Source organism: Streptomyces neyagawaensis, assembly GCF_023516595.1.
GTDB classification, from domain to species: Bacteria; Actinomycetota; Actinomycetes; order Streptomycetales; family Streptomycetaceae; genus Streptomyces; species Streptomyces neyagawaensis.
In genome coordinates this window covers 1-20,159 of record NZ_JAMGBG010000164.1, presented here as the reverse complement: position 1 = coordinate 20,159, position 20,159 = coordinate 1, and the positions used below count along the sequence as shown (strand labels likewise).

General features: G+C 70.8%; 15 protein-coding genes and 2 rRNA genes. 7 read left to right on the top strand and 10 right to left on the bottom strand.

The features are described from left to right. Window positions 1–151: 151 nt before the first annotated feature. Window positions 152–3,001 carry a preprotein translocase subunit SecA gene (gene secA, locus M8J73_RS40295; RefSeq protein ID WP_055539980.1) on the bottom strand — a complete coding sequence of 950 codons (2,850 nt, stop codon included), beginning with the start codon at window positions 2,999–3,001 and terminating at the stop codon, window positions 152–154. 281 nt (window positions 3,002–3,282) lie between these two features. Here secA and M8J73_RS40290 point away from each other — a divergent pair, with 281 nt between their 5' ends. Then, the gene (locus tag M8J73_RS40290; protein WP_055539981.1) at window positions 3,283–3,852 is read left to right on the top strand and encodes a GNAT family N-acetyltransferase; all 570 of its coding nucleotides are present in this window, start codon (window positions 3,283–3,285) and stop codon (window positions 3,850–3,852) included. A 100-nt stretch (window positions 3,853–3,952) separates the two neighbouring features. Continuing rightward, the gene (locus tag M8J73_RS40285; protein ID WP_055539979.1) at window positions 3,953–5,152 is read left to right on the top strand and encodes a winged helix-turn-helix domain-containing protein; all 1,200 of its coding nucleotides are present in this window, start codon (window positions 3,953–3,955) and stop codon (window positions 5,150–5,152) included. 6 nt (window positions 5,153–5,158) lie between these two features. Here M8J73_RS40285 and M8J73_RS40280 read toward each other — a convergent pair whose 3' ends face one another. From M8J73_RS40280 to mtnA, 7 genes are all read right to left on the bottom strand, one after another. Continuing rightward, the gene (locus M8J73_RS40280) at window positions 5,159–5,905 is read right to left on the bottom strand and encodes a response regulator (RefSeq protein ID WP_055520708.1); all 747 of its coding nucleotides are present in this window, start codon (window positions 5,903–5,905) and stop codon (window positions 5,159–5,161) included. A 205-nt stretch (window positions 5,906–6,110) separates the two neighbouring features. Next, the gene (gene hpf, locus M8J73_RS40275; protein WP_240501431.1) at window positions 6,111–6,803 is read right to left on the bottom strand and encodes a ribosome hibernation-promoting factor, HPF/YfiA family; all 693 of its coding nucleotides are present in this window, start codon (window positions 6,801–6,803) and stop codon (window positions 6,111–6,113) included. Between the two features lie 314 nt (window positions 6,804–7,117). After that, window positions 7,118–7,993: a ComF family protein gene (locus M8J73_RS40270; protein WP_055539977.1), complete on the bottom strand. Its 876-nt coding sequence runs from the start codon at window positions 7,991–7,993 to the stop codon at window positions 7,118–7,120. A gap of 216 nt (window positions 7,994–8,209) precedes the next feature. Continuing rightward, entirely contained in the window at window positions 8,210–10,030 is a 1,821-nt protein-coding gene (locus tag M8J73_RS40265; protein WP_055539976.1) for an LpqB family beta-propeller domain-containing protein, read from the bottom strand. Beyond that, the gene (mtrB, locus tag M8J73_RS40260; protein WP_055539975.1) at window positions 10,020–12,092 is read right to left on the bottom strand and encodes an MtrAB system histidine kinase MtrB; all 2,073 of its coding nucleotides are present in this window, start codon (window positions 12,090–12,092) and stop codon (window positions 10,020–10,022) included. Before mtrB ends, M8J73_RS40265 begins: the two co-directional genes overlap by 11 nt. A 1-nt stretch (window position 12,093) precedes the next feature. Then, window positions 12,094–12,783, bottom strand: a complete 690-nt coding sequence (gene mtrA / locus M8J73_RS40255) for an MtrAB system response regulator MtrA (RefSeq protein WP_206187907.1) — start codon at window positions 12,781–12,783, stop codon at window positions 12,094–12,096. 8 nt (window positions 12,784–12,791) lie between these two features. After that, window positions 12,792–13,937, bottom strand: a complete 1,146-nt coding sequence (mtnA, locus tag M8J73_RS40250) for an S-methyl-5-thioribose-1-phosphate isomerase (RefSeq protein WP_249829743.1) — start codon at window positions 13,935–13,937, stop codon at window positions 12,792–12,794. 140 nt (window positions 13,938–14,077) lie between these two features. On the opposite strand from mtnA, the gene M8J73_RS40245 reads away from it, so the two are divergent. The 5 genes from M8J73_RS40245 to M8J73_RS40225 are packed head-to-tail and all read left to right on the top strand — an operon-like array spanning window position 14,078 to window position 19,640. Next, a complete protein-coding gene (locus M8J73_RS40245) occupies window positions 14,078–15,418 on the top strand; it encodes a DUF7847 domain-containing protein (RefSeq protein ID WP_249829742.1) in 1,341 nt (446 codons plus the stop codon). 4 nt (window positions 15,419–15,422) lie between these two features. Continuing rightward, a complete protein-coding gene (locus M8J73_RS40240; protein ID WP_055542946.1) occupies window positions 15,423–16,151 on the top strand; it encodes a DUF4129 domain-containing protein in 729 nt (242 codons plus the stop codon). After that, the gene (locus M8J73_RS40235; protein ID WP_249829741.1) at window positions 16,148–17,341 is read left to right on the top strand and encodes a DUF4350 domain-containing protein; all 1,194 of its coding nucleotides are present in this window, start codon (window positions 16,148–16,150) and stop codon (window positions 17,339–17,341) included. Before M8J73_RS40240 ends, M8J73_RS40235 begins: the two co-directional genes overlap by 4 nt. Further along, window positions 17,341–18,330 carry an AAA family ATPase gene (locus M8J73_RS40230; RefSeq protein ID WP_107423936.1) on the top strand — a complete coding sequence of 330 codons (990 nt, stop codon included), beginning with the start codon at window positions 17,341–17,343 and terminating at the stop codon, window positions 18,328–18,330. The genes M8J73_RS40235 and M8J73_RS40230 overlap by 1 nt, the downstream gene beginning before the upstream one ends. Beyond that, on the top strand, window positions 18,330–19,640 hold the full coding sequence (locus M8J73_RS40225) for a DUF58 domain-containing protein (RefSeq protein ID WP_055537943.1): 1,311 nt from the start codon (window positions 18,330–18,332) through the stop codon (window positions 19,638–19,640). The genes M8J73_RS40230 and M8J73_RS40225 overlap by 1 nt, the downstream gene beginning before the upstream one ends. A 114-nt stretch (window positions 19,641–19,754) precedes the next feature. Here M8J73_RS40225 and rrf read toward each other — a convergent pair. Both rrf and M8J73_RS40215 read right to left on the bottom strand, forming a co-directional pair. Further along, window positions 19,755–19,871: ribosomal RNA gene (rrf, locus tag M8J73_RS40220) — 5S ribosomal RNA — on the bottom strand. Window positions 19,872–19,960: 89 nt separating this feature from the next. After that, window positions 19,961–20,159, bottom strand: a 23S ribosomal RNA gene (locus M8J73_RS40215); the annotation flags it as partial.

Here is a 20,159-nt window from a genome sequence, read left to right as displayed (position 1 = left end):
CACCACCCGCACCCGCCAACGAACCCGCGCACCCACCCGCACACGAACCCGCGCACACAGAAGGGCCGGGCACCCGAAGATGCCCGGCCCTTCCCTGCCTCACGGCCTGCGGCCCACCGCCGGCCTCGCTCCCCGCGGAGCGGCCCGCCCGCTACTTCTTGCGGCGGCGGCCGCCCGCCCTGCCCTGCTGCTTGCGGCGCTCCGCGCGGGTGAGGCCGTCGGCCTCGGAGCGGATGGGCTCGTCCTCGGGGAGGTCACCCTCCACGATGCCGCCCTCGCCGTCGACGGTCGGCGCGGAGAAGTGCAGACGGTCCCGGCGCTGCGGGGCCTCCAGCCCCTTCGCACGGATCTCCGGCCGCGACGCACCCGCCTGGGCCGGCACCGCGTCGCCCTTGTCGAGGGACGGCTTGGTGTCCTCGACCGGGACCTCCTCGACCTGCTGCTCGACCTGGACCTCCAGGTTGAACAGGTAGCCGACGGACTCCTCCTTGATGCCCTCCATCATCGCGGTGAACATGTCGAAGCCCTCGCGCTGGTACTCGACCAGCGGGTCCTTCTGGGCCATCGCGCGCAGGCCGATGCCCTCCTGGAGGTAGTCCATCTCGTAGAGGTGCTCACGCCACTTGCGGTCCAGGACGGAGAGGACCACCCGGCGCTCCAGCTCACGCATGATCTCGGAGCCGAGCTGCTCCTCACGAGCCTGGTACTGCTCGTAGATGTCGTCCTTGATGGACTCGGCGATGAACTCGGGGGTCAGCCCGGCCCGGTCGCCGGCCGCCTCCTCCAGCTCCTCGATGGTGACCTTCACCGGGTAGAGCTGCTTGAACGCGCCCCACAGCCGGTCGAGGTCCCACTCCTCGGCGAAGCCCTCGGCGGTCTCGGCGGCGATGTACGCGTCGATCGTGTCGTCCATGAAGTGCTGGATCTGCTCGTGCAGGTCCTCACCCTCCAGGACGCGGCGCCGCTCGCCGTAGATGACCTCGCGCTGCCGGTTGAGGACCTCGTCGTACTTGAGGACGTTCTTACGGGTCTCGAAGTTCTGCTGCTCGACCTGCGACTGGGCGGACGCGATCGCGCGGGTGACCATCTTGTTCTCGATCGGCACGTCGTCCGGCACGTTGGCCATGGACATCACACGCTCGACCATCTGGGCCTTGAACAGGCGCATCAGGTCGTCACCGAGGGAGAGGTAGAAGCGGGACTCGCCCGGGTCGCCCTGACGGCCGGAACGACCGCGCAGCTGGTTGTCGATACGGCGGGACTCGTGCCGCTCGGTGCCGAGGACGTAGAGACCGCCGAGGGCCTCGACCTCCTCCTTCTCCGCCTTGACCGCCGCCTCGGCCTTCGCGAGGGCGTCGGGCAGGGCCGCGGCCCACTCCTCGATGTGCTCCTCGGGGTCGAGCCCGCGCTGGCGCAGCTCCGCCTCGGCGAGGTCCTCCGGGTTGCCGCCGAGCTTGATGTCCGTACCACGGCCGGCCATGTTGGTGGCCACGGTCACGGCGCCCTTGCGGCCGGCCTGGGCGACGATGATCGCCTCACGGTCGTGCTGCTTGGCGTTCAGCACCTCGTGCTGGACACCGCGCTTGCTGAGCTGCTGGGAGAGGTACTCCGACTTCTCGACCGACGTCGTACCGACGAGGATCGGCTGGCCCTTCTCGTGCTTCTCGACGATGTCGTCGACGACCGCCTCGAACTTCGCGACCTCGGTGCGGTAGATCAGGTCGGACTGGTCCTTGCGGACCATCGGCCGGTTCGTCGGGATCGGGACCACGCCGAGCTTGTAGATCTGGTGGAACTCGGCGGCCTCGGTCATGGCCGTACCGGTCATGCCGGACAGGCCGGGCTGCTCCTTGCCGTTGTGGTCGTGGCGCTTGTAGAGGCGGAAGAAGTTCTGGAGGGTGATCGTGGCGAGCGTCTGGTTCTCGTCCTTGATCGGCACCCCTTCCTTCGCCTCGATCGCCTGGTGCATGCCCTCGTTGTAGCGGCGGCCGGCGAGGATACGGCCGGTGTGCTCGTCGACGATCATGACCTCGCCGTCGATGACGACGTAGTCCTTGTCCTTCTTGAAGAGCTCCTTCGCCTTGATGGCGTTGTTCAGGTAGCCCACCAGAGGCGTGTTCACCGACTCGTAGAGGTTGTCGATGCCGAGCCAGTCCTCGACCTTGGAGACACCGGACTCGTGGATGGCGACCGTGCGCTTCTTCTCGTCGACCTCGTAGTCGCCGGTCTCCTCGATGCCCTTGAGGGGATTGCCGGGCTCGCCCTTCTTCAGGCGCGTCACCAGCTTGGCGAAGTCGCCGTACCACTTGGTGGCCTGGTCGGCGGGGCCGGAGATGATCAGCGGCGTACGGGCCTCGTCGACGAGGATGGAGTCGACCTCGTCGACGATCGCGAAGTTGTGGCCGCGCTGGACGAGCTCGTCCTGGGACCACGCCATGTTGTCGCGGAGGTAGTCGAAGCCGAACTCGTTGTTCGTGCCGTACGTGATGTCGCAGTTGTACTGCTCGCGACGCTGGGCCGGCGTCATGTTGGCGAGGATGCAGCCGACGCTCAGGCCCAGGAACTTGTGGACGCGACCCATCATCTCGGAGTCGCGCTCGGCCAGGTAGTCGTTGACCGTGATGAGGTGGACGCCCTTGCCGGACAGCGCGTTCAGGTACGCGGGCAGGGTGCCGACGAGGGTCTTGCCCTCACCGGTCTTCATCTCGGCCACGTAGCCGAGGTGGAGGGCGGCGCCACCCATGATCTGCACGTCGTAGTGACGCTGGCCGAGGGCGCGCTTGGCGGCCTCTCGGACGGTGGCGAACGCCTCGGGAAGCAGGTCGTCCAGGCTCTCACCGTCGGCGTACCGCTGCTTGTACTCATCGGTGAGGGCCCGCAGCTCGGCGTCGGAGAGGTCGACGAAGTCCTCTTCGATGGAGTTGACCTGGTCCGCGATGCGGTGCAGCTTGCGCAGGATCTTGCCTTCGCCTGCACGCATGATCTTCGAGAGGACGGACACGGGGGTTTGTCTCCTTGCCGGTCGGGCCTGGGACGGTCGGTTTCAATGACAGATTCAAATCACAGCTTGAGCAACGGCCATCGTAAGCGAGGACCCCGCCGTGCCGGGAGGTCTGGCCCTGACAGCCACTAGGACAACGGGCGGGCGTCGCCGATGGTGCCGCGTTCCGCCCACGAAATGCACGAATTGTGACTGCCTCGCCCCTCCCGCGTCACGGGCCCGTTCACAGAACGGGCGCAAATGAGATGGCGCCCTTCCGCCGCCCCGAGCACAATCACCCGATGGACCCCGTCACCCTGACCACCGAGCGCCTGCTGCTGCGCACCGTGGACGCGCGCGACACCGACACGGTGTACGCCGCCGCGCAGGACCCGGAGATTCAGCGCTGGACCACGATCCCCTCGCCGTATCTGCGCGAGCACGCGGTGTCCTTCGTGGAGCACGCGGTCCCCGAGGGCTGGGTCAACGCCTCCATGTTCACCTTCGGGGTCTTCCTTCCCTCCGGGGTGCTGACGGGCATGCTCGGCATCACCATGCGGTCGCTCGGCACCGCCGAGATCGGCTTCTGGACGGCCAAGGAGCACCGCCGCAACGGCTACATCACCGAGGCGACCCGGGTAGCCTCCCGCTGGGCGTTCACCGCGCTCGGCGTCGACCGCCTCGAATGGCGTGCCGAGGTCGGCAACACGGCGTCCCGCTCGGTCGCCGAGAACACCGGCTTCACCGTGGAGGGCACCCTCCGTTCCGCCCTCAACAACAACGGCACCCTCCGCGACTGCTGGGTGGGCTCCCTCCTCCCCTCCGACCTGAGCCTCCCCTCCGCGTCCCCCTACCTACCGGCCCCGCGCTGATGCCCGGCCTCCCCGATCACCGACGCCCGGCCTCCCGGTCTCGGGGCGGGTTCTCCCAGCTCAGCCCCGCTTGTCAGTGCCCTGGCCTACCCTGCGGACCATGACTCCCCTGCCGCCTCCCACGATCGAACTCACCGCGGACGAGGCCCGCCGCATCGCCCTGCGGGCCCAGGGTTTCCTCGGCGCCCCCGACCGCAGAGCCGGCGTCCGCGGTGTGCTCCGCCACCTGGGCGCGGTCCAGCTCGACACCATCTCGGTCCTCGCCCGCTCCCACGAGCTCGTCCCGTACGCCCGTCTCGGCGCCATAGGCCGCTCCACGGTCGACCGGGCCTACTGGGCCACCGCCCCCGCCGGCGCCCCGGCGCGCCCGCACGCCTTCGAGTACTGGTCCCACGCCGCCTGCATCCTCCCCATCGAGGAGTGGCCCCACTTCGCGTTCCGCCGCCGCGCCTACCGCGCCCGCCCCCAGTGGGGCCATGACCTGCCCGACGGCGCCTACGACCGCGTCATCAAACAGCTCCGCGACGAGGGCCCTCTCACCGCCACGGAGCTGGGCGGCGCGAAGCGCACCAGCGAGTGGTGGGACTGGTCCGGCGAGAAGGTCGCCGTCGAACGGGCCCTGATGTACGGCGAGGTGGTCTGTGTGGAGCGCCGCGGCTGGAAGCGGGTGTACGACCTCGCCGAGCGCGCCGTCCCCACCGAGCTGCTCCATGACGAGCTGGACGACACCGAGTGCCTGCGCCGACTGGTCCGCCTGGCCGGTGAGGCCCTCGGTGTGGGCACGCGCGCGGACATCGCGGACTATCACCGCCTCAAGGGCGAGCAGTTCGACGCGGTGGTCGCCGACTCGGGCCTCGTCCCGGTGACGGTGGAGGGGTGGGCCAAGCCCGCCTGGGCCGACCCGGCGGCCCTGGCCACGCCCGCGCGTGGCCGCCACCGCACGACGCTCCTGTCCCCCTTCGACTCCCTGATCTGGGAGCGGGCACGCACGGAACGCGTCTTCGGCTTCACCCACCGTCTGGAGGCCTATGTCCCCAAGCAGAAGCGGGTGTACGGCTACTTCGCGATGCCGGTCCTGGCCGGCGGCCAACTCGTGGGTCGTGTCGACCCGGCCCGTGACGGCCGCACCCTGGTCGCCAAGCAGGTCACTCTGAACGGCCCGAAGGCGGTCCCGGCGATCGCCCAGGCCCTGCTGGAGGCGGCGAGCTGGGTGGACTGCACGAACGTCCGTGTGGAGCGGGTGGACGCCCCCGAACTCCGCGACCGCCTGGTCGGGGAACTCACCCGCGCCCTGGACTGACCCGGGTCAGCGGATCTCGAGGATCTTCTCCCGCATCGCGTACACCACGGCCTCCATCCTGGAGTGCAGTTGCAGCTTCTCCAGGATGTTCCGTACGTGGTTCTTCACGGTGTTCTCGGAGATGAACAACTCCTTGGCGATGTCGCGGTTGTTCATCCCGGTGGCCACGAGTTTGAGGACTTCCAGCTCCCGGTCCGTCAGTCGCGGCGCCGGCACGAGCCGCCGCTCGTCGGTCCGCTGGATCATCGACTTGAACTCGGTGAGCAGCTTCGAGGCCATGGACGGGCTGATCTGCGACTGCCCGTCGGCGACGGCGCGGATCGCGGTGGCCACCTCGTCGGTGGAGATCTCCTTGAGGAGGTAGCCCGTCGCCCCGGCCTTGATCGCGTCGTAGAGGTCGGCCTCCTCGTCGCTGATCGTCAGCATGATGATCTTCGCGCTGGGGGCCACCTCCTTGATGGAGGTGCATGCCTCGATCCCGCCGCGCTTGGGCATGCGGACGTCCATCAGCACGATGTCGGGGAGCAGATCGGCCGCCTTGTCCACGGCCTCGGCCCCGTCGCCGGCCTCACCGACGACCTGGATGTCCTCCTCGGCGGCGAGCACGATCTCCAGACCGCGGCGGAAGAGCGCGTGATCGTCGACGACGAGGACCCTGATGGGCTCCTTGCGGGAGCCCGCCGCGGGGCCCATGCCGACGGAACCCTCGTCGGCCGCCGCGTCTCGCATCGGTCCGAAGCTGCTGTCCGCCATCGTTCCTCCCCCTGAAGGCCGTGGCCTGTGTTTCTGTGCCATCGCCAACCCAAGGCAACGACCCGCCGGTTGGGGCCGGTTCGGCCATGATTTCATGCCGGGGCGACCGTGCGGTGACAGAGCGGGCCTCTGGGGGTCGCACACCGGTGCCCCTGGGGGCGCACGCGCGCTCCAGGGGCACCTGCTCAGCTGTCACCCGGCATGGTCAGCCGCCGAGCGTGCCGCCCGCGGCGTTCGAGTGCGCCTCTGCCACCATCGGGTCCGTGCTCAGGTGGATGACGCCGTAGTCGTAGGCGTGCCGACGGTAGACGACGCTCGGTTCCTTGGTCTCGGAGTCGACGAACAGATAGAAGTCGTGCCCGACCAGTTCCATCTCGTAGAGCGCCTGGTCGAGGCTCATCGGGGACGCGACGTGGGTCTTCTCGCGGACGACGAGGGGGCCTTCGCCCTTCACTTCGAGCGAGCCGATCCGCTTGGTGGGTACGCCGTCGGCCTTCTCCTCCTCGACGACATATCCGTTGCCGTTGAGAGTCGCCACGCCCGGAACGTGGTCGGCGACCTCCGCGGCCGTGAGCCTGCGCGCGCCCCTGCGCGTGTAACGCTTGTCGTGCTGCTTGCGCAGCCGGGCCTCGAGCTTGTCCGCCGCCAGGTCGAGCGCCGCGTACGGATCGCTCGCCGCTGCCTCCGCCCGGATCACCGGTCCGCGGGAGCGGAGCGTGATCTCCACTCGGTCACTGCGGTCGGCCTGTCGGGGGTTGGGCTCCTTGGACACCTCGACGTCGAGGCTGATCACCTTGCCGTCGAGCTTCTGGATCTTCTCCAGCTTCAGCTTCTCGGCCACGTGCTTGCGGAACCGCTCGGGCACCTCGGTCTTGCGGCCCTTGACGACGATGTCCACGCAGAACTCCGTTCCCGGATCGCTCCGCTCCACTGGCGGAGCATCTCCCTTGTGCACCAGGTTCCGGCTACTTCCGGAACCGCGGACTCGGTGACTCCACCTCCTCCTCCCCCGTGGACAAGATCTCCACCCCACCGCTGCGGGTGATTGCAGAAAACCCGCAGTACAGCATCCGGATATGTGGTGAACGGCCGGGGCCATTCCCTCACAACCGAACATATCTCGCCCGGACGGATGTCGTCACCCTCTACCGAGACGTACCTCCGTTCAGGTGAATTGACCCTCTCATTACCTGCAACGATGCAAGTTCTCCGTCAGTTCCGGTTTATGTGGAAAGCATCGGGCGACGCGGCGACCACCGCCGCGCACAGCCCCTCACCTGCATGGTGGACCCCGTACATTCCCTTGACGCCTCGCATCCGGACGGCCTCCTGAACCGTTAGCCCAGCGTCTTTCCCGTCTGCCGCCGACGACACCACCCTTCTGTGCCGCGCCGCCCGGACCGCCCGTGCCGCCTCCGCGAGCGAGGCCCCGGTGGTCATCAGGTCGTCGACGAGCACGACCCGGCCGCCGCCGAGCAGCGGGACGCCCCCGGCGGCCACCTCCAGGGCACCCGCGAGGTTGTCCAGCCGCTGCCGGGAGTCCAGCCCCGCTTGATCGGCCACGGCACGCCGCTGCCGCAGCACCGCGAGCACCCGGGCCGGCGTCCCGGCGCGCCGCAGCACCCGGGCCGCCGAGAGCGCGATCCGCCGCGCCGGGTCATGACCGCGCGCCCGCACCGCCCGCCGCGCGGACGGCACCGGAACGAGCAGCACGTCCCCGCGTGGACCTCTCCCGTCACCTCCCGACGAGGCGCCACGCCCCGGCGGGAAGTCCTCGGCGCCCCCGCCCCACACCTCGCCCAGCCCGGCCCGTACGGCCCCCGCCAAGGCCGTGCCGAGCGGTTCGGCGAGCGCCAGGGCGCCCCTCTCCTTGTGCGCGAGCAGCGCCGCCCGTACCGCGTCCTCGTACGGGGCCGCCGCGTGCACCTCGGGCAGCCCCACCGGCTCCGGCGCCGGTCGCACCCGGCTCGGTGCGGCCCCCATCAGGGCTGCGCGGCACTCCGGGCAGAGCACCTCGCGAGGCCTGCCGCAGCCTCCGCACTCGGCCGGCAGCACCAGATCCGTGAGGTCCTGCCACCACGCCCGCATGCCCCCACTGTGCCAACGCGCACGAAACCCTGCCACCCCTGTGGAAAACCCCCTGTGGACAACGCCCCGATCACCAACAGGCCTGTCACCCACACGAGTTAGCGCCAGCCGCGGAAGGCCACGAGCACACGACGGAACGGGGTCGGCTGCCTCGGCGGGCGCCCCGTGGCTCACCCCGGAACGGGCTCGGCTCCCTGCCGGCCGACGCCCCCGGGCTCACCCCGGATAGACCGGGGCCGACCCCTCCTTGACCACCGTCTGCCACTGCTCCCCGGGGGCGAGCCGGACGATGCCGTCCGCCGAATGGGCGACCAGCGGCTGGCTCTCGTCCTCGGACGCCGCGATCTCCTCCACACCGGTCAGCGCGGAGGGCGCCGGACCCGGCAACGTGGAGCCGTCGACCTGCACGTACCGCGTCTGCTGCACGCCGCCGGGCTCCCGGCCGACCACCACGAGCCGGCTGTCACCGGCCCACGACATGGCCGAGACGTCCTCGAGGTCCGGTGTCACGGACCGCGGATCGACGATGGAGACGGTGGTGCCGTCCGCGTCCGCGTCCCGCTCGACGCGCCCGATGAACAGCGACCGCTTGCCGTCCTTCTCCACGATCAGCGCGGCTCGTACCCCGTCGGCGGCCACGCGCACCGCCTCGATACGTCCGTCGAGCCCCGTCGTCCGCACCTCCAGCGGCTCGCCCTTGCCGTCCGCGAGGACCAGCAGGCGCGGCTTCTTGGGATCGCGGTCGGCCACCCACAGATCGCCGCGCCCGTCCCAACTGGGCGTCGTCAGCCGATCCTTGGCGGTGGCACCCGCGCTGCGCAGCACGGGTTCGCCGATGGCGCCGCCCGAGGTCAGCGGCGCCACGTACAGCTCGCTCCCGTCGGCCGACACCCCGGCCGCCCGCTCCTGGTCACGCGACACGGCGGCCGAGCGCAGCTGCTTCACCCCCTCGCCGAGGTCGCCCGGCACGGGAGTCGGCGTGCTCTCCCCGGCGGACAGCCGTACGAGCCGGTGCTCGCCGTCGATGAAGTACTCGTACTCGATGCCCTTGCCGGGCCGGTTCGCCGCGTCGGTGTCGGTCTCGTCCTCTCGGAACGCACACAGCTGCGCCCCGGTCGACCCCTGCAGCTCCACCTCGTCAATGCCGTTGGGCATGTAGTCCTGAAGCGTGAACAGCAGCTGCGCGGCCATCTCCTGGCACCGGCTCGCCGAGACCCGGTCGGCCTTCGCGTTGAGCGGCACGACCAGCTTGTTCTGCTCGTCGGGCGTCAACTGGGCGGTGCCCTTCCGCAGCGCCGTACCCGAGGGGAAACTGGTCCGCGCGACCCAGTTCAGCCAACGGGTGGGGCCGTTCAGCAGGTCCCGCACGATCTGCGTCACCGGGTCGACCTGGCTGCGCACGTACACCGGGTCGGCGACCCTGCCCGCCTCACCGGACTGCGCGGCGGAGGTGAAGTAGTACTTGTTGATCGACTTGTAGTTGCGCTCGAAGTCGGACCTGCCGAGCATCACACCCTGGGGCAGCTTGTCGATGCGCCACTGCTCCGTGTCCTTCACCTTCGTGAGGTGCACGGTCTCCTCGTACTCGCCGCTGGCCGGCGTGTACGCGTGCTGCCCGTCCACGCGGGCGACCTTCTCGCCGGTCAGCTCGTACCGGTACGAGGTGCTGTCCGGCTCGCTCCCCGTGACCTTCGTGAACGGGGTCGGCGCCTCGACGAGGACCGTGGTCGACGTGCCCGGGTCCCACGTCTTCAGCGCGCCACCGGTCAGGTACTTGCGGGCCGTCTCGTAGTTGGGGTCGTCGCTGGTCAGGGCCTCCAGGAAGCCCTGCACGATCTCCAACGGTTGGGCGTCCTCGGCGGGCGGCAGCGCGAAGACCCGCACCTGCGCGTCCTGCCGCGGGGTCGACTCGACGTCGCGCATGTCCCCGCTGTCCGGCATCGAGGCGCACCCCGCCAGCAGTACGGCACCGATGCCGACGTACGCCGTCGCCCGCACCGGACGCCTGCGGCCGCGTTTCGCGCGGTCAGCGCCCACGGAATGCCTCCCCCTGCTTCTCCTGCTGCTGCCCGGAGCCGGCCTCGGAGAGCCGTTCCTCCGCCTGCCCCGCACCCTCGCCGCTCCGCTGCGCGGGCGGTGCCGTGGGCGACGCACCGGGCCGGGACACCACACGCGCGCCGTTGCCGGGCAGCGCCGTCGGATCGGCCGTGGGCACCTGCCCAGCGCCCGGCAGCGGCCCTATGGGCGCCCTGGTGACCCCGTGCTCCCCCGCCTGCACCGGCACCGTGGCGAGCTTGCCCCCGCCGTGCCGCACAGCACCGTCGCCGGCACCGCGGCCACGCCGGGAGTCCTTCGGTTCCAGGGGTATCGGGGAGCCACGCAGCGGCTCGTCCGCCGTCCGCGGCAGGGTCAGCCGGAACTGCGACCCGCCACCGGGCTCGCCCCACGCCTGGAGCCAGCCGCCGTGCAGACGGGCGTCCTCCAGAGCGATGGACAGTCCCAGTCCCGTGCCGCCGGTGGTACGCGCGCGTGCCGGGTCGGCCCGCCAGAAACGGCTGAAGACCCGCGTCGCCTCGCCCGGCTTGAGCCCCACGCCGTAGTCGCGCACCGCGACCGCGACCGCTCCGCCCGCCGCGGCCAGCTTGACCACGACGTCCTTGCCCTCGCCGTGCTCCACGGCGTTGACCACGAGGTTCCGCAGCACCCGCTCCACCCGCCGGGCGTCGGCCTCGGCGACGACGGGCTGCTGGTCGCCGAGGACCCGTATCCGTGTCCCCTTGCGCTCGGCGAGCGGCTCGGCTCCGCTGACGACCTTCCGCACGACCTCGCGCAGGTCTATCGGCTCGGCCTCCAGGGCCGCCGCGCCCGCGTCGAACCGGCTGATCTCCAGCAGGTCCGCGAGCAGCGACTCGAACCGGTCCAGCTGGTCGGCGAGCAGTTCGGCGGACCGCGCGGTCACCGGGTCGAAGTCCACGCGCGCGTCGTGGATGACGTCGGCCGCCATCCGTACGGTCGTCAGCGGGGTGCGCAGCTCGTGCGACACGTCGGAGACGAACCGCCGCTGCATCCGCGACAGGTCCTCCAGCTGGCTGATCTTCAGCTGCAGGTTCTGCGCCATCTTGTTGAAGGCCTCACCGAGACGCGCGATGTCGTCCTCGCCGCTGACCTTCATCCGCTCCTGCAGGCGCCCGGCGGACAACCGCTCGGCGATCCCCGCCGCCATCCGCACGGGCGTGACGACCTGACGCACCACGAGCCAGGCGATGGCCCCGAGCAGGACGACGACGAACAGCCCCGCCGTCGCCAGCGTGCCCTTGACCAGGCTGAGGGACTTCTCCTCCTGGGTGAGCGGGAAGAGGTAGTACAGCTGGAACGGCCTGCCGTTCGGGTCGTTGATCTGCTTGCCGATGATCAGCGCCGGCTGCGACTCCTGGCCGTTGGTGTAGAAGATCCGCGTGTAGCTCTGGACGGCGCTGGTGCCGTCGTCGACCCGGTCGCGCAGCTCCACGGGCACGCTGGGGTCCCAGGCCACTCCGCCGGAGGCACGCGGTGCGAGCCCGCCGGTCTTGCCGTCCGCGGAAGCAGGGCTGAGCGTCACGACGTCGAACGCTCCCTGGCCACCGCTGGACAGCGACTTCACCAGGTTGGTCATCCGCTCGACGACGTTCTGCACCCGATCGCCGTCGTCGGTGCCGTCGTTCCCCGCCAGGCCCGCCGCGCCGTCGGACCGCTGCTGGGCCACCGTGAACCCGCCCGTGGCCTGGCTCTGCGAGGCCTTGACCTTGGCGTCCAGCAACCCGTTGCGCACCTGGCCGATGACGACGAAGCCCAGCAGCAGCACCACGCTGAGCGACATCAGCAGGGTCGTGACGACGATCCTGAGCTGGATGTTGCGCCGCCACAGCCGCATCACGGGCAGCAGCGGACGGCGCACCCAGCGCATGAAAAGCCTCAGGAACGGGCTGCCCTGGACTCCGCCATGGAGCAGCCCGCCCTCGAGAAAACGCCCCCAGCGGGAACCCGACGCCTTCCGGCCGACAGGCCGCTCCGTGCGGGTCCCGGACTGGCCGGGCGCCGAAGCGGCGCTGTCCCCGGACATGTCAGCTGGGTCCTGCCTTGTATCCGACACCACGGACAGTCACCACGATCTCCGGCCGCTCCGGGTCCTTCTCGACCTTGGAACGCAGCCGCTGCACATGAACATTCACCAGACGGGTGTCCGCCGCATGGCGGTACCCCCAGACCTGCTCCAGCAGGACCTCTCGAGTGAACACCTGCCACGGCTTCCGCGCCAGCGCCACCAGAAGATCGAACTCCAGCGGCGTCAACGCGATCGACTGCCCGTCCCGCTTCACGGAGTGCCCCGCCACGTCGATGACCAGGTCTCCTATGGCGAGCTGCTCCGGCGCCGGCTCCTCCGACCTCCGCAGCCGCGCCCGGATCCGGGCCACCAGCTCCTTCGGCTTGAACGGCTTCACGATGTAGTCGTCCGCGCCCGACTCCAGGCCCACGACCACATCGACGGTGTCGCTCTTCGCCGTGAGCATCACGATCGGCACCCCGGACTCCGCCCTGATCAGGCGGCACACCTCGATCCCGTCCCGGCCCGGCAGCATCAGATCGAGCAGCACCAGATCCGGTTTGACCTCACGGAACGCGGCCAGCGCCTTGTCGCCGTCGGCTACGAAAGACGGCTCAAAACCTTCACCACGCAGCACGATGCCGAGCATCTCGGCCAGTGCGGTGTCGTCGTCGACGACAAGGACTCGTCCCTTCATAAACGACATCATCCCATTAACTAAATCGTTACCTGTCGTGACCTGCCACACAGCTCCGCAAGAGCACCAGCCGTCACCGGCGACACAGCCCCCTCCTCGGTGACGATCGCCGTCACCAACTCCGGCGGTGTCACATCGAACGCCGGGTTGTACGCCTGGGTCCCCAGGGGTGCCACCGGGATACCGCCTCCCGCCTCCGCTCCCGCCACCGGCACCTGAGGTGCTGTGATCTCCGTCACCTCATGGCCTGCGCGCTGTTCCACCTCGATGGACGCCCCGTCCGGGGTGTCCGGGTCCACGGTCGTGACCGGCGCCACCACGATGAACGGCACATGGTGGTACCGGGCGAGCACCGCGAGCGGATAGGTCCCCACCTTGTTCGCCACCGAACCGTCGGCGGCGATCCGGTCGGCCCCCACCAGTACCGCGTCGACCTCCCCGGCCGCGAACAGCGAGCCCGCCGCGTTGTCCGTGAGCAAGGTGTACGCCATCCCGTTGCGCGCCGCCTCGTACGCCGTGAGCCGGGCGCCCTGCAGCAGCGGCCGCGTCTCGTCGACCCACAGCCTGCGCAGCCGCCCCACCCGGTGCGCCGCCAGCGCCACCGCGAACGCCGTGCCCTCACCGCCCGACACCAGCGCCCCGGTGTTGCAGTGCGTGAGCACCCGGTGCCCGCCGCCCGGCAGCAGCTCGTCGAGCAGCGCCAGCCCATGCCCCGCCATCCGGGCACTGGCCTCGGCGTCCTCCCGGTGCAACGCCCGCGCGGCGGCGAGCGCGGCGCCCGCGGCCAGCTTCTGGTCACCGGTCCGACCGAGCTCGTCCCGGTACGCGCCCTGCGCACGCCGCACCCCGACGGAGAGGTTCACCGCGGTCGGCCGAGCACCGGCCAGCGCCTCGGCGGCCTCCTCCACGGCGAAGCCCCGCGCGGCGGCGAGCGCGACACCGTACGCCCCGGCGATGCCCAGCAGCGGCGCCCCTCGCACGGCGAGCGACCGTATCGCCTCGACCAGCACGGACGCGTCCGTGCACACCAGCTCGACCTCCTCGGCCGGCAGTCTCGTCTGGTCCAGCAGGACCACGACGGGGCCTTCGGGTGGCTCCTCCCATCGGATCGCAGGGGTCTCGGTCGGCCGGGTGTCGTCGCCGGTTCGCGCGTACTGATCAGCCATGCGGCCAGTCTGCCCCGTATCCGACGGACAATTGAAGGTGCGCAGCCCATACGGCCCCCCGCCCCTTCCCGGACACCGCGTGGCACGATGGGCGCCAACCTGCCGCCGCGACCGCGGACGAGCACCGTGAAGGAGCGACGATGAAGGACACTCCGGGCTGGGCCTCGCCCGGATCGACCCCCTCGGACGGTCAGGACGCGGGCCGGCAGGACACCCCGCAGCCGGCCGACCAGAGCGGCGCGGACCAGACGCAGCCTCCGTCCAAGTGGTCCAAGGAGCAGCCCCCGCCCGCCCAGTGGAGCAACCCGAGCCCGCAGGGCCCCGGCCAGGCCCCGCCACCACCGCAGCCCACCCCGGGCTGGGGCGGCCACCCCGGCGGCCCGTACCCCGGCCCCGGCGGCTACGGCCCGCCCGGCGCCTACGGAGCCCCCGGCGGCCATCCCGGCCACGGCGCCCCCGGCTGGGGCGGCGGATGGGGCGGTCCCCCGCCCGCGGCCAAGCCCGGCGTGATCCCGCTGCGCCCCCTCGGCGTCGGTGAGATCCTCGACGGCGCGGTGTCCACCATGCGCACCCACTGGCGCACGGTCCTCGGCATCTCCCTGACCGTCGCCGTCGTCACCCAGATCGCAGTCATCCTGCTCCAGGGCTTCGTCCTCAACGACGCCGCGAACGCCGACGTCCTCAACGACCCCACCGCCACTCCCGGCGAGCTGAGCCGCGCCCTCGGCGAGACCCTGCTGAGCACCTCCGCCGTCCTGGTGATCTCCCTGCTCGGCACCATCATCGCGACGGCCCTGCTCACGACCGTGACCAGCCGAGCCGTCCTCGGCAAGAAGGTGACCACCGGCGAGGCCTGGCGGGACGCCCGCCCGCAACTCCTCAGGCTGGGTGGCCTCACCCTGCTGCTGCCGCTGATCGCCGTGGTGGTCATGACCGTCGGCATCCTGCCCGGCATCCTCCTCGTCGCCGGTGGCGCGGAAGGGGCGGGCGTGGTCCTCGCCGTGTTCGGTGGACTCGGCGGTTTCGTCCTCACCGTGTGGCTGGTGATCCGCTTCTCGCTCGCCTCGCCCGCGCTGATGCTGGAGAAGCAGGGCGTCCGCAAGTCCATGGGCCGCTCCGTCAAGCTGGTGCGCGGCTCCTGGTGGCGTGTCCTCGGCATTCAGCTGCTGGCCGGGATCATCGCCTACGTCGTCGCGTCGATCGTCGTGATCCCCTTCGCCGTCCTCGGCACGGCCCTGGACGGCGAGGGCTTCTCCGGCCTCCTCACCGGCGGCACCCAACTCGGCTGGACTTACCTCGTGATCAGCGGCGTCGGCTCGGTCATCGGCTCCACGATCACCTTCCCGATCAGCGCCGGCGTCACCGTGCTCCTCTACATCGACCAGCGCATCCGCCGCGAGGCCCTCGACCTCGAACTGGCCCGCGCCGCCGGCGTCCAGGACTACGGCGGCAACGCCTCCACCGCCACTCCCGGGAGCTGATGCGGTGAGACTCTCGGGGGGAGTTCTGACCGCCGTACCCACCGGCTGGCGCTCGGCGGACGAACCACCGGTCACCCTCCCGCGCGACCCCGCGCGGGAGGCGGCCCGGCGCGAGCTGTCCAAGGGCATGTACCACGAGAACGACCGCAGTTGGTACGAGCGCGCCATGGACGCCTTCTGGGACTGGATCGGCAAACTGTTCGACACGGCCTCCGCCGCCACCCCCGGCGGCGCGATCGGCCTCACCGTCATCGTCCTGGCCGTCCTCGCCCTTGTCGGCGCCCTGTGGTGGCGCCTCGGCACCCCGCACCGCACCCCCGTCTCCTCCGGCCGACTCTTCGACGACCGTCCGCGCAGCGCCGCCGAACACCGAGCGGCAGCCGAGGCACAGGCCGCCCAGGGCCACTGGGACCGGGCCCTACAGGAACGCATGCGCGCGGTGGTCCGTTCCCTGGAGGAACGCGCCCTCCTCGATGTGCGCCCGGGCCGCACCGCCGACGAGGCCGCCTCCGAGGCGGGCCGTGCGCTTCCCGCCCACGCGGACCGACTCCGCACCGCCGCCCAGGACTTCGACGACGTCACATACGGTGGCCGAGCCGCGGCCGAAGGAACGTACCGCCACCTCGCCGCCCTCGACGACGACCTGGAGCGCGCCAAGCCCGCACTGGCCGGCAGCAGCGCCAGCAGCACGACGAGCACGGCCCACCACAGCCGCCAGGGGGCCGCCGAATGACCACCGAGGCCACGCTCCCGAACACCTCGGCCTCGCCCACCGCCCGTCAGCTGTGGGGTCACGCACGAGGTGTCGTCATCGCCTTCGTGATCCTCCTGACCGCGGCCATCGTCATCGCGGTCATCCGCTCCGGCGGCGAGCACGGCCGTCTCGACCCGCGCTCCGCCGACCCCAACGGCAGCCGCGCGATCGAGCAACTCCTCGACGACAACGGCGTGTCCACGCGCGTGGTCACCACCCTCGACGAGGCGACCGCCGCCGCGGCCCCCGACACGACGCTCCTGATCGCCGTCCCGGACCTGCTCACCGAGTCCCAGCAGCGCCGCCTGCGCACGGCGACCGCCACGTCCGGCGGCCGTACGGTCCTCGTCGCCCCCGGCACCCCGTCCGTCGGCACCCTCGCCCCCGGCGTCACGGCCGACCCCGCCCCGAGTTTCGACTCCACACTCGCGCCCCGCTGCGACCTGCCCGCCGCCCGCCGTGCGGGCACCGCCGACCTCGGCGGCGTCCGCTACCAGGTCACCACCCGCGACGCCGACACCTGCTACCCCGAGAGCGGTCTGCCCAGCCTCGTACGCCTCCCGGCGGCCGAAGGGGGCGGCGACACCGTCGTCATCGGCGCCCCCGACATCCTCTACAACGACCGCCTCGACGAGCAGGGCAACGCCTCCCTCGCCCTCCAACTCCTCGGCTCGCGCCCCCATCTGGTCTGGTACCTCCCCTCTCTCTCCGACGACTCCGCCGCCGGCACCGGCGACCGCAGCTTCTTCGACCTGCTCCCCTCGGGCTGGCTCTGGGGCACCCTGCAACTGTTCGTCGCGGGTCTGATCGCGGCGCTCTGGCGGGCACGCCGACTGGGCCCCCTGGTGCCCGAGAAACTCCCCGTCGCGATCCGTGCCTCCGAGACCGTCGAAGGCCGCGCCCGCCTCTACCGCAAGGCCAACGCCCGTGACCGCGCGGCCGCCGCTCTTCGCTCCACCACCCGCACGCGCCTCGCCCCTCTCGTGGGTGTCCCCGTCTCCCGGGCGCACGCGCCCGAGGCCCTGCTCGCCGCTCTGTCCGCCCACCTCCACGGCGACGGACAGACCCTGCACGCCCTTCTCTTCGGCCCGCCGCCCAGCGACGACACGGCCCTCATCGCCCTCACCGACCAACTCGACGCCCTCGAAAGAGAGGTACGCCGTTCATGATGGACCCGACCACTGACAACGCCGGGACCACCGGGGACCCGGGCTCCGCCCGCGCCTCCCTGGAGGCCCTGCGCGCCGAGATCGCCAAAGCCGTGGTCGGCCAGGACCCCGCCGTGACCGGCCTCGTCGTCGCCCTTCTCTGCCGCGGTCACGTCCTACTGGAAGGAGTCCCTGGGGTCGCCAAAACGTTGCTCGTCCGCGCCCTCGCGTCCGCACTCGAGTTGGACACCAAGCGCGTCCAGTTCACCCCGGACCTGATGCCGAGCGACGTCACCGGCTCCCTCGTCTACGACACCCGCACCGCCGAGTTCTCCTTCCAGCCCGGCCCGGTCTTCACCAACCTCCTCCTCGCGGACGAGATCAACCGCACCCCTCCGAAGACCCAGTCCTCCCTCCTGGAGGCCATGGAGGAACGCCAGGTCACGGTCGACGGCACCCCCCGCCCCCTCCCGGACCCGTTCCTGGTCGCCGCGACCCAGAACCCGGTCGAGTACGAGGGCACGTATCCCCTGCCGGAAGCACAACTGGACCGTTTCCTGCTCAAGCTGACGGTTCCGCTCCCGTCCCGCCAGGACGAGATCGACGTCCTCACCCGCCACGCCGCCGGCTTCAACCCGCGCGACCTGCGCGCCGCCGGCGTACGCCCCGTGGCGAACGCCGCCGACCTCGAAGCCGCTCGCGCCGCCGTGGCCAAGACGACCATCTCCCCCGAGATCACCGCCTACGTCGTCGACATCTGCCGCGCCACTCGCGAGTCGCCCTCGCTCACCCTCGGTGTCTCTCCCCGAGGCGCCACGGCCCTCCTCGCGGCGTCCCGCGCCTGGGCCTGGCTGACGGGCCGCGACTACGTCATCCCCGACGACGTCAAGGCGCTCGCGCTCCCGACCCTCCGCCACCGGGTCCAGCTCCGTCCGGAGGCGGAGATGGAAGGCGTGACGGCCGACTCGGTCATCAACGCGATCCTCGCCCACGTCCCCGTTCCCCGCTGATGGCCCCCACCGGACGCGCCGCGCTCCTCGCGGCCCTCGGCACCCTCCCGGTGGGCATCTGGGAGCCCAGTTGGACGGGCGTCCTCGCGGTGAACGCCCCACTGGCCCTCGCGTGCGCCTGCGACTACGCCCTGGCCGCCCCCGTGCGCCGTCTGGGCCTCACACGCTCCGGGGACACGTCAGCGCGCCTCGGCGAAACCGCAGAGGTCACGCTGACGGTCACCAATCCCTCCAAGCGCCCCTTGCGCGCCCACCTCCGTGACGCCTGGCCTCCGAGCAGCTGGCTGCCCGGCAGCGAAGTGGCCGCCTCCCGCCACCGGCTCACCGTCCCCACAGGCGAACGACGCCGCGTCACGACTCGGCTGCGCCCCACGCGACGGGGCGACCGCCAGGCCGACAGGGTCACGATCCGCTCGTACGGTCCGCTGGGCCTGTTCACCCGCCAGGCCGGCCACAAGGTTCCCTGGACCGTGCGGGTCCTTCCTCCGTTCACGAGTCGCAAGCACCTGCCGTCCAAGCTGGCCCGTCTCCGCGAACTGGACGGTCGCACCAGCGTCCTGACGCGGGGCGAGGGCACCGAGTTCGACAGCCTTCGCGAGTACATCCCCGGCGACGACACCCGCTCGATCGACTGGCGTGCCACGGCCCGACAGTCTTCGGTGGCGGTACGGACCTGGCGCCCCGAGCGCGACCGTCACATCCTGCTCGTCCTGGACACGGGCCGGACCGCGGCGGGCCGTGTGGGCGACATCCCCCGCCTCGACGCCTCGATGGACGCCGCCCTCCTCCTGGCCGCCCTCGCTTCCCGCGCCGGCGACCGCGTGGATCTCATGGCCTACGACCGCCGCGTCCGGGCGCTCGTTCAGGGGCGTTCGGCAGGCGACGTCCTTCCCTCCCTGGTCAACGCGATGGCCCCACTCGAACCGGAACTCGTCGAGACGGACGCCCGAGGTCTCACCGCCACCGCGCTACGGACGGCCTCCCGCCGTGCCTTGATCGTCCTGCTGACAAGCCTGGACGCGGCCCCCATCGAAGAGGGCCTCCTCCCGGTCCTGTCCCGCCTCACCCAGCGCCACACGGTCCTCTTGGCTTCCGTCTCCGACCCGCATATCGCCCGCATGGCGAATGCGCGGGGCACCACGAACGCCGTCTACGAGGCGGCGGCAGCGGCGCAGGCCCAATCGGACCGCCACCGCACCGCCGAACAACTCCGTCGGCACGGTGTCACGGTCGTGGACGCCACCCCGGACGACCTGGCACCGGCTTTGGCAGATGCCTATTTGGCACTGAAGGCGGCTGGACGCCTCTAATTCACTCGGAACAGCCCCGAGGAAGGGGCGGCACTCCCCGACAGGTGCCGTGAAAAGATGCCGGAAACGCAGAAAGCCCCCGCCGGTTTCCCGGCAGGGGCTTTCTCAAAAATTGTTCGGCGGCGTCCTACTCTCCCACAGGGTCCCCCCTGCAGTACCATCGGCGCTGTGAGGCTTAGCTTCCGGGTTCGGAATGTAACCGGGCGTTTCCCTCACGCTATGACCACCGAAACACTATGAAACAATCAACCGCACCACGCTCTGTGACAAACGCGGGGTTGTTCGTGGTTTCAGAACCAACACAGTGGACGCGAGCAACTGAGGACAAGCCCTCGGCCTATTAGTACCGGTCACCTCCACACGTTACCGTGCTTCCAGATCCGGCCTATCAACCCAGTCGTCTACTGGGAGCCTTACCCCATCAAGTGGGTGGGAGTCCTCATCTCGAAGCAGGCTTCCCGCTTAGATGCTTTCAGCGGTTATCCCTCCCGAACGTAGCCAACCAGCCATGCCCTTGGC